This window comes from Methanocrinis sp., from assembly GCF_049974945.1.
Lineage (GTDB): Archaea > Halobacteriota > Methanosarcinia > Methanotrichales > Methanotrichaceae > Methanocrinis.
Window position 1 is genome coordinate 1 of the sequence record NZ_JBNGCU010000073.1, and the last position, 8,842, is coordinate 8,842.

General features: G+C 59.6%; 9 protein-coding genes. 7 read left to right on the plus strand and 2 right to left on the minus strand.

The features are described 5' to 3' along the window. Positions 1–263: 263 nt before the first annotated feature. The 4 genes from ACP5EL_RS07700 to ACP5EL_RS07715 all read left to right on the plus strand — a co-directional run bounded on the left by ACP5EL_RS07700 (position 264) and on the right by ACP5EL_RS07715 (position 3,708). A complete protein-coding gene (locus ACP5EL_RS07700; RefSeq protein WP_428401934.1) occupies positions 264–938 on the plus strand; it encodes a hypothetical protein in 675 nt (224 codons plus the stop codon). A gap of 82 nt (positions 939–1,020) precedes the next feature. Then, a complete protein-coding gene (locus tag ACP5EL_RS07705; RefSeq protein ID WP_428401935.1) occupies positions 1,021–2,112 on the plus strand; it encodes a DUF373 family protein in 1,092 nt (363 codons plus the stop codon). A gap of 151 nt (positions 2,113–2,263) precedes the next feature. After that, the gene (locus ACP5EL_RS07710; RefSeq protein WP_428401936.1) at positions 2,264–3,025 is read left to right on the plus strand and encodes a tributyrin esterase; all 762 of its coding nucleotides are present in this window, start codon (positions 2,264–2,266) and stop codon (positions 3,023–3,025) included. A gap of 131 nt (positions 3,026–3,156) precedes the next feature. Beyond that, on the plus strand, positions 3,157–3,708 hold the full coding sequence (locus tag ACP5EL_RS07715; protein WP_428401937.1) for a hypothetical protein: 552 nt from the start codon (positions 3,157–3,159) through the stop codon (positions 3,706–3,708). Positions 3,709–3,783: 75 nt separating this feature from the next. Here ACP5EL_RS07715 and ACP5EL_RS07720 read toward each other — a convergent pair whose 3' ends face one another. Beyond that, a complete protein-coding gene (locus ACP5EL_RS07720) occupies positions 3,784–4,824 on the minus strand; it encodes a deoxyhypusine synthase (RefSeq protein ID WP_428401938.1) in 1,041 nt (346 codons plus the stop codon). 287 nt (positions 4,825–5,111) lie between these two features. Here ACP5EL_RS07720 and speA point away from each other — a divergent pair, with 287 nt between their 5' ends. Next, positions 5,112–6,983, plus strand: coding sequence for a biosynthetic arginine decarboxylase (speA, locus tag ACP5EL_RS07725; RefSeq protein ID WP_428401939.1), 1,872 nt, complete (start codon positions 5,112–5,114; stop codon positions 6,981–6,983). Between the two features lie 50 nt (positions 6,984–7,033). Next, complete coding sequence (locus ACP5EL_RS07730; RefSeq protein WP_428401940.1) at positions 7,034–7,462, plus strand: hypothetical protein; 429 nt, start codon at positions 7,034–7,036, stop codon at positions 7,460–7,462. Between the two features lie 30 nt (positions 7,463–7,492). Here ACP5EL_RS07730 and ACP5EL_RS07735 read toward each other — a convergent pair whose 3' ends face one another. After that, on the minus strand, positions 7,493–7,897 hold the full coding sequence (locus tag ACP5EL_RS07735) for a hypothetical protein (RefSeq protein ID WP_428401941.1): 405 nt from the start codon (positions 7,895–7,897) through the stop codon (positions 7,493–7,495). Positions 7,898–8,080: 183 nt separating this feature from the next. On the opposite strand from ACP5EL_RS07735, the gene ACP5EL_RS07740 reads away from it, so the two are divergent. Continuing rightward, the gene (locus ACP5EL_RS07740) at positions 8,081–8,467 is read left to right on the plus strand and encodes a hypothetical protein (RefSeq protein WP_428401942.1); all 387 of its coding nucleotides are present in this window, start codon (positions 8,081–8,083) and stop codon (positions 8,465–8,467) included. The last annotated feature ends 375 nt before the right edge of the window (positions 8,468–8,842 follow it).

An 8,842-nucleotide genomic window follows, 5' to 3' on the forward strand; every position in this document is an offset into this window, starting at 1 on the left:
CGTTCTCCACTCCAGAGTTGTAGAGGTCGACGCCACGCTGGATGCTCTCGAAGGTTAAGGCCGAGGCTGGGGCTGATGTCGCCAGCGCCAGCGTCAATATGAGAACAAATTTGGAGGAAAACATGTTTCATCATACAAGATGCTTTAGATAAATATCCTTTGTCGCATCCAGACCTCTTCAGACGATCAATAATTCGCGGATCTTTTTGGTTTTTAATCCCATCTCCGCAAGTTTAATTAGTCGAGAGAGACCACTTCTCCGAATGGTGACGAAGATGAAATCTGAGATCTTGATCGTCTTCTTAGCGATGCTATTTATTCCTGCCCTTGTCATCGCCGAGGAGGTCGAAACTCCAGAAGATTCTGCCCAGGTGATGGTGGCCACCGAATGCTGTCTGGACTATCAGGAGGTCTGCATTGCGGTGACATGCCACGAGGAATGCATGGACTGGGGGAAGAGGTGTCTGACCGACTGCGGCGAGCGCTGCCAGTGGAACTGTTCAGAGTGGGGCTATGGCTGCTACGAATGCTGTGAGCTTTTAGCAGAAGTGGAATGTGAATCGGATGAGCAAGGTCCCTCGAACTGCCTGAACCGCTTCTCGGCGACCAACTGCACCGAATGCTGTGACGAGTACGAATGTATTGGTGGCTGGAATCAGACCTGCGAAGATAAGTGCGTGACGGAGTGCCATGACGTCTGCCTGGTTAGAGGAGAGGTCTGCGAATGCGCCGAAAAGGCCTGGAGATGCAACCGGTGGGGTCCATGTCGCGTTCCGGAAGAGCGAACCGGGGGCGTGCTGAACGCCACCGTCCCGGAGTTTGAATCTGGGCTGGAGGAGAGCCTATCTTCGGAGGTCTCAAACCAGACGACAGAGATCGAGCCGCCGGAGGTAGAGGCCGCAATCTCCGAGTCTCCTGACGACGTGGTGCCGGAATAAAACGATTCCACTCCGATGGAGGGGCTCGTTGCCTCCATTTCGGCGAATCTTTAAGTACGTTCTTAGCGGATGTATCCCCAATATGGATGTACTGGTGCTCTGCATCGATAGAGACGACGACTTGGGCCGGAAGGCCAGGATCGAGAGCCCCATCGTCGGGAGGGCCGCCAACGTCGAGGCTACCCTTAAGCTCGGCCTGGCAGACCCCGAGGACTCGGACGTTAACACCATCCTCGGCGGGATTCAGGTATACGACGAGCTGGTCAGCCAGGGAAAGGCCGTCGAGATCGCCTCGGTGGCGGGAGACCCCAACGTGGGGCTCGTATCCGACGGGAAGATCGCCCACCAGATCGACCACCTCATCGAGAGGTTCCGGCCGGAGGGTGTGGTGGTCGTCTCCGACGGGGCGGAGGACGAGGCGATCCTCCCGATAATCCAGTCCAGGGTCAAGGTCGACGGCGTGAAGAGGGTCCTCGTCAAGCAGAGCCACAACCTGGAGAGCACCTACTATCTTCTCAAGCAGGTCTTCAGGGACCCCAAGATCAGCCACACCTTCTTCATACCCATAGGTCTCGCCCTTCTCATATACTCCACCTTCAGCTTCCTCGGAAGGTCGGACTTCGCCGTCGTCGCCATCCTCGCCGCCGTCGGGGTCTACCTCCTCTTTCGGGGTCTAGGCCTCGACGACTTCATCGAGAGCACCAAGCAGACCTTCAAGGGGAACCTCCGCCGGGGGAAGGTGGCTTTCGTCACCTACGTCCTGGCCGCGGTACTGGTGCTGATCGCCACCATCCAGGGGTCGGTCAGGTTCTGGGACTACTACACCGGCGAGATCTGGTACGGTTATATCGTCCTCATCATGGTCTTCGTCTACTACAGCGTATGGTGGTATGTGGCGGCGGGGATCTGCGTCAACCTGGGCAAGATCCTGGACCTCTACCTGGAGGGGGTGGGGGACGAGAGGGCCTACTCCTACCCCTTCTTCATCCTGGCCACGGGGCTCATCTTCTGGTCCGCCAGCGTCTTCATCCTGGCGAGCAGCGCCGGCATGGCCTTCCCCTTCCCCATCATCTCGGGCTCGAACACCGAGTACCTGGCAGCCTCGGCGGCTCTTTCGATAGCGATATCTCTCATCGGCGTGAAGATCTCCCGGAGGATGGTGGGCAGAAGATGAAGAGGTCGACGGGGATGTTCTCCTGATCGAGATCGAGAGCTACGGCGAAAGCTGCCTCTGCGACTTCACCTTCGACTTCTACTGGCAGCACGGGGGTTCTCGCCTCGATCCCGACGGGGTCGTCTCCGGGTCTTTCACCCGGCGGGATCTGGTGGAGGCGCTGAAGCGAGGTGATTTCGTGCGGATCCGGGGCGACGTCGGCGGAAGGCTCGGTTCGAGCCTGGGGGTCGATCTGGCGAGCTTCGGCGGATCTGGCGGCCCCATCGAAGGCGCAGGCACCATCATCGTCGACGGGGACGCAGGACCCCGGATGGGGGTCAGCATGCTCCGGGGCTCGATCTACGTCAGCGGGAGCGTTTCAAATCCGCTGGGAAACGTGATCGAGGTCGAGTCGGATAGGACCGGCTACCGGAAGTACGTCTCGATAACCGAGGCTCTGGAGCGGGGCGGCCAGGTCCTTCCCCCAAACCTTTCCGACGCCGAAGGTCTCATCCTGAACGACGGCCTACTCCGGGAGACCCTGGCGGCGAGGTGCAGATCGGGGAGGCGTCTGAGGGTGGAGGGGGTGGCCGGGATGAGCGCCGGGATACTGATGCGCTCTGGCCTTTTGGAGATAAGGGGCGATGCCGGCAGGAACACGGGCGTTCTGATGAGAGGCGGAAGGCTGGTCGTTCTTGGGAGGTGCGAGGACTTCACAGCTGCGGAGATGAGGGGCGGCGAGATCTTCGTCGCGGGCGATGCGGGCGGCTACATCTGCGCCAAGATGGTCGGAGGTGCCGTATACGCTTCAAGAGGAAAGCCGATCCCTCCGGCGAGGGTCCACCAGCTGGAAGGTGACGAGGCCGCCCTGGTCTCAAAAGTCCTTGGCGCCAGCTCCTTTCAGGCCATGATGTACAGGAGGTTCGGTCTCTGATTCTCACCTCTTTCTGGTGGCCCTCGGAAACCCGATCATCCGGTAGCTTCCGTCATGGTCCAGATCCTCAAACGGCACAAGTCGTCTCCAGCAAAGCCTTTATCAGCCAAAAGCAGGTCTATCTTGCTCTCATGAGCCTGAAGTACGCGATTTGCATGCTGATCATCGCCGGAACCGTCTTGGTCGCCGGCTGCTTGAGCGAGGAGGGAACGGGCGGCGAAGAGGCCGGGGTGCCCACCGAGAACCTGCCCCAGGGGTTCTCGCTCATCGCCGTCGTCGACGACTCGACTCAGGGCATAGACATGGAGGATGAGATCGCCGATTTCAGGGGAGATGAGGATATCGGCGAGGTCGAGGCCGTCGTGGGCATGTACCAGTGGGGCGAGATGGGCAAAGACTACAACGCGAAGATAACGGTGATCGACTGCGAGAGCGAATTGAAGGCAGAGGCTGCCGTCGCAAACTACCTCGCCCAGCCGGAGTTCGAGAAGCCCCCCTTCGTGGGAGTTGACCGGTTCAGCACCGCCGTCGTCAACGGCCATCAGGTCACCGAGATCAGGGACCGGGTCGGAAAAGAGCTGAAGTACATCTACGTCTGGAACGACGGCGACAGGGTGGTGCTGGTGGAGGGGAATGGAGACCGCGCCGAGAGCCTGCAGCTCGCCAGCGCGACGGGGCTCTGAGAGCCTCCGTCTCCCACCTCTTCTGATCGGTTTTTTTCCGTCTTATCTTCCGGCCCTCCCGACCACTTCTCTCTATCACCTTCCATCGTAGGCGAGGGAGAGTTCTCCATCCTCCCAGGCGAAGCTCGGCGGGGCCTTTCGCCGGGTTCCGCACTCGTTGAGGGCGTGGACGACCAGGGGAAGGGCGATGGTGGCGTCGACGAAGACCTGGATCATCCTCGCCTCTTTTGCTATCTTTCCCCAGGAGACCCCCTCGCTGAAGCTGCAGCCGGAGAGACCCCCGAAGTGGGGCGAGTCGATGGTGTATTGGATGGCGTAGTTGTGGCCGCCCCGGTACCTGCCGCAGAGGTCTGCCACCACCTTGGTCTGCTGGATGAAGTTCTTGGGGACGCCTCCGCCTACAAAGACGACGCCGGTCTGAGAGGACTTCTCCGTGATCTGACTGATCTCGTCGACGTCTCTGATCTGGTCGACGACGATCCGGTGCCCCTCCCTCCAGGCCAGGACTATCCCGATCCCGATGGAGCTGTCGGAGAGGGCGGGAACGAAGATGGGAACCCCTGCCCGGCTGGCGCTGCCGAGGATGGTATTGGCGGGCATCTCTCTGCCCAAAATCTCCATCAGCTCTCTTGAGGAGCGGCTCTGACCGGGATCGAGGCCTTTGACAAACTCGGCGATGTACCGGTCCCCCTTCTGCAGGCCAGCCTCGGAGACGTAGACGTCAAATATCCGATCTATCCCCTCCTCTCTGAGCCTTGCGTCGTCGGCAAGAGGGTCGCCCCGGTAGTGGACGACGCCGAGCCCCTCGCAGAGGTCGTGGAAGAGGTTCGCCCCGGTGCTGACTACGCAGTCCACCAACCTCTCTGAGACCATGAAGGCGACGAGTTTCCGAAGCCCTGCGGGGACCATGGCCCCCGCGAGACCCAGGAAGATGGTGATCTCATCCTCGGAGAGCATCCTCTCCCAGGCCTCCACCGAGCGACCGAGGGAGCCCGCCTGAAACCCGAGCTTCGCCATCTCCATCGCGAGCTGGCGGATGCTCCGGTCTTCCATCTTCATGGTGGTGGCGAGCTCTTCGAGGTCGCCGGAATGATCTCTGTGATCTTTAACCGTCATTTTCATCCCGTGGCAGAGGAGACATACGCAGAACTATTAAACGTTGTCACCGATCGGCTATGTATTTTATAACATGGGCTGATATCCAAGTTTTATATACCGCGATCGCCCTCAATGCCAAGCTCAAGTTCAGAGGCCGCCGGACTGTGCCCGAGCTCAGCTTCGGGCGGCGCGGTCGAAGGGGTCTGATGATAGAATGACGGAATTAAGCGGCTATAATGGGCTCGGAGGGGAAGGCGATATCAGAAGGGGGCAGCCCGGAGGGTGGGGGACCTTCAGGAGGATGGATGTGGACGATTGACGACTCCGCGAGCCTCTACGGCGTAGAAGGCTGGGGGAACGGGTACTTCACCATAAACGATGCCGGAAACCTGACTGTATCTCCAAGAAAGGGAAACGGAGGGACGGTCGAGGTGATGGAGATCGTCGATCGTATCAACGAGGGCGGAGTTGTCTCGTTTCCGATCCTCTTTCGATTCCCCCAGATCATCGAGGACCGGCTCGAGGAGATCAACGGGGCCTTCCTCGCCTCGATGGAGGAGCTGGAGTATGGGGGCGGGTACCGGCTCGTCTTCCCCATGAAGGTGAACCAGAGAAAAGAGGTGGTGGAGTACATCGTCAAGGGCGGAGAGAGGCTCAACGTCGGCCTGGAGGTGGGGACAAAGGCAGAGCTTCTGGCGGCTCTATCTTTGGGCCTTGGGCCCGACGCCTTGATCGTCTGCAACGGCTACAAAGATCAAGACTACCTCAAGCTCGCCCTCACGTTCGGCGAGTCGAGCAAGATCGTCATCGTCATCGATATCTTCGAGGAGATCTTCGACCTCCTCCGGTGTTCAAAGGAGCTCGGCATAAAGCCGAGGCTCGGCCTGCGGACCAAGCTCTTCTCCAGGGGCAGCGGCCGGTGGGAGGAGTCGGGCGGGGAGCTCTCCAAGTTCGGCCTCTCCACCGCCGAGATTTTAGAGTCGATCCGGATCCTCTCGGAGAACGGGATGATCGACCGGCTCGAGATGCTCCACTTTCACATAGGCTCCCAGATAACGGACATCCGCAAGATCAAGATCGCCATGAACGAGGCTGCCAGGATCTACGCCAAGGTGAGAAAGGTGGCCGAGGTCGAGTACTTCAACGTCGGCGGAGGGCTCAGCGTCGATTACGACGGCTCCAAGACCCCCACCCCCGCCAGCGCCAACTACACCCTCCAGGAGTACTCCAACGACATCGTCTACACCCTCCAGAGGACCTGCGACGAGGAGGAGGTCCCCTGCCCCACCATCGTCTCGGAGAGCGGCCGGGCGATCGCAGCCTACCACTCGTTCCTCGCCTTCAAGGTGATCGGAAAGAAGAACTCCAAGGAGGGCCTGGAGGTCGTGCCCGCAGAAGATGACCCGGTCCAGATCGAGGACATGCGCCAGGCCCTCGATAACATGGACCTGGAGAACTATGCCGAGTTCTATCACGACGCCCTCCACTATCGGGAGGAGCTCTTTGACGCCTTCAACCTGGGAAACATCGGCCTTGAGGAGAGGTCGAAGGGCGATCTTCTCTTCTGGAAGGTCTGCCAGAAGGCGGCCTCCTTCGCCAAGGCCGACGAGAACGACTCCGAGGAGTTCGAGAGCTTAAAGAAGCTATTGAGCAAGAAGTACATCGGCAACTTCTCCCTCTTCCAGTCGGTCCCCGATATGTGGGGGGTCCAGCAGATCTTTCCCACCATGCCCCTTCACCGGCTCGGGGAGGAGCCCACGGTGAGGGGCACTATCGCGGACATCACCTGCGACTCCGACGGCGAGATCAGGAGCTTCGCCGGGGAGAACAGCGACTTTCTCGCCCTCCACCATCTCCTGGCCGACGAGGACTACTATCTGGGAACCTTCCTCCTGGGCGCTTACCAGGACACCCTGGGGGACTTTCACAACCTTCTCGGATGTGTCAACGAGGTCCACATCAAAGTGGACGATGGAGGCTGGAGGATAGCGAAGGTCGTCCAGGGGGACGCCTGTGGGAAGCTCCTGCGGTTCTTCAACTACGAGACCGAGGAGGGGCTCGGCGAGACGGCCTCCCGCTGCTGTGCCGACCAGGCGGAGAGGGAGAGGGCGATGGGGATGATCCGAAAGGCTCTCGGTGAGTACTCTTACTTCAAGAACAGGTATCTCAGGGGCTGACAGTAAAAGGGCCGACAGGGTCTTGTATCTTCACCTCCCCCTCTCGAAGGATGTTCTTCGGCCGGAATAAGGGCGAGATCAGAGCCTTCGTCAGCATAAACTACGGATCTGACCGGATCAGGCACGAGGTCCTGAAGGTCGTCCCTGGAGCTTCCGTCCTCGATCTCTTGAAGGTCGCAGCCGAGGTCGAGGTCGCACCGGACGAGAGCGCCGCCGGCCATTGCGGCTCGATGGTCACCGCCATAGACGGTTTTGAGAGTGACGCCGACCACGCCTGGATCTGCTACGTCTTCGAGCGGGGCGACTCGGGCTGGCGGGTGCCAAAAGAGATGCCCGACTGGCTCGGGGTCACAGACGGCATGAGGATCGGCTGGAGGCTCTACAACGTCAAAGAGCGTGGGCAGGTCCCCAGAGAGGGACCCCTCTGGTCGAGCCGATGCTCCAGCAAGACCAGGACCTGCGCCCGCCAGTTCCCGTGAAGGAAAGGCGGCGACGATTCAGAAGGGCGGTCAAGAGGGCTTGCAGACCCTGCAGGGTACGTATCCACCATCTTGAGCCTCGCGCGAGCTTGAGAAATGGATCCTCTTATCGGGAGCGATCCTCTTCGCCCGCCCGCATCCGGGGAGATGGTAGCGGTCTGAGTCCGAAGAGGCGACGTAGCTAGGTGGCTCATCCGATCTCGCGACTTTGCCACCCTCGGATCCTGCCGTCACCTCGTGGACCCAGTGGAGCATCCCCTCCATCCTCTCGACCGAGGCGGCGAGCTCTCGCCCCAACCGAGATAGGTCCACCTCGACGAGGCAGGGCTCCAGCCTCTCGGGATCTATACGGTCCAGAATTCGCTCCATCTTGTCGACGTCGGCCTCCTCAAGGCCTCGCTCGAACTTCTCAAGATCCGCGCTGTCAAGGCTCATCTTCAGCTCCCTTCATTTGAGACTAGAGGACGGGTATCCCTCCTTTCGGTAATATGATTTCCCCTCAAGGGGGGCGCCGCAGGTTCTTCTATCCCAATTAAGGGAGGTGATCTCGGCCGCGAATGATCTCCGATAAAACTAAGTAGGTTATGGTCTTAATTAATTGATGGAGGAATTCAGCATATGGATGATTATTGGGCAAGGTGGAGCGAAAAACTTCAGCAGACCACGAAGCCCTACGAATGTCTCGAAAGGGGCATGGCTCCTCCAATACTTCCTGAAGAGGACCTACTTGAGTACTACCGATGTCTCGAGAGCCTGATGAAGCCCCTCGACCTCCTCCGGGAGAACAGGGAGTCTCCGGGAGATCGCCTGATTGAGAATTACGAAGCTCTGGAAGAGCGGCTCGAGCGCCTCTCCTCGGTCCATCCCTGGTTTTCGGAGGACGAGTCGACCCAGGAGGTGCTCGAGCTTCTCGGAACCCTCACCGCCAGAAGGAGCGTTGAACGGGAGCTCTTCGAGGAGATGATCGGGACGCTTGAGAGGAGGATAGAGGAGCTGGAACCGTAAGACCCGATGCCTGCGACCGGTGTGGCCGAAGAGAGGATCGAGGATGTCCGGGTCCATCGAGGAGCCCGGGCATACTCTTTCGCTCCCAAGGTCGAGGGTGAGGTCGTGCGTCTCACCGCTCGAGGGCGCGAAAGTCTGCGGTCCTTTTTGGATAGATGGAATGGCTGTACACGACAAACCAAAATCATATCATTTAGTAATAAACTTTTCGATTGAATGCCTACCAAACCGAATCCGTCTCAGAAGAATGGGGTGTCTCTCAGAGGTCGAGATGAGAAGAGCGGAAGGGTGCAGGGTTTGAAACCTGCGCCCTAATTTAACGCCCGGACCGGGAGTCGAACCCGGGTCGAAGCCTCGACAGGGCTTCATGATAGG

Excerpts from the sequence above, each read along its gene's own strand:
- ACP5EL_RS07730 (WP_428401940.1), top strand. The coding sequence starts at position 7,034 with ATGTTCTTCGGCCGGAATAAGGGCGAGATCAGAGCCTTCGTCAGCATA.
- ACP5EL_RS07715 (WP_428401937.1), top strand. The coding sequence starts at position 3,157 with ATGAGCCTGAAGTACGCGATTTGCATGCTGATCATCGCCGGAACCGTC.
- ACP5EL_RS07720 (WP_428401938.1), bottom strand. The coding sequence starts at position 4,824 with ATGACGGTTAAAGATCACAGAGATCATTCCGGCGACCTCGAAGAGCTC.
- ACP5EL_RS07700 (WP_428401934.1), top strand. The coding sequence starts at position 264 with ATGGTGACGAAGATGAAATCTGAGATCTTGATCGTCTTCTTAGCGATG.
- ACP5EL_RS07705 (WP_428401935.1), top strand. The coding sequence starts at position 1,021 with ATGGATGTACTGGTGCTCTGCATCGATAGAGACGACGACTTGGGCCGG.
- ACP5EL_RS07735 (WP_428401941.1), bottom strand. The coding sequence starts at position 7,897 with ATGAGCCTTGACAGCGCGGATCTTGAGAAGTTCGAGCGAGGCCTTGAG.
- ACP5EL_RS07740 (WP_428401942.1), top strand. The coding sequence starts at position 8,081 with ATGGATGATTATTGGGCAAGGTGGAGCGAAAAACTTCAGCAGACCACG.
- speA (WP_428401939.1), top strand. The coding sequence starts at position 5,112 with ATGTGGACGATTGACGACTCCGCGAGCCTCTACGGCGTAGAAGGCTGG.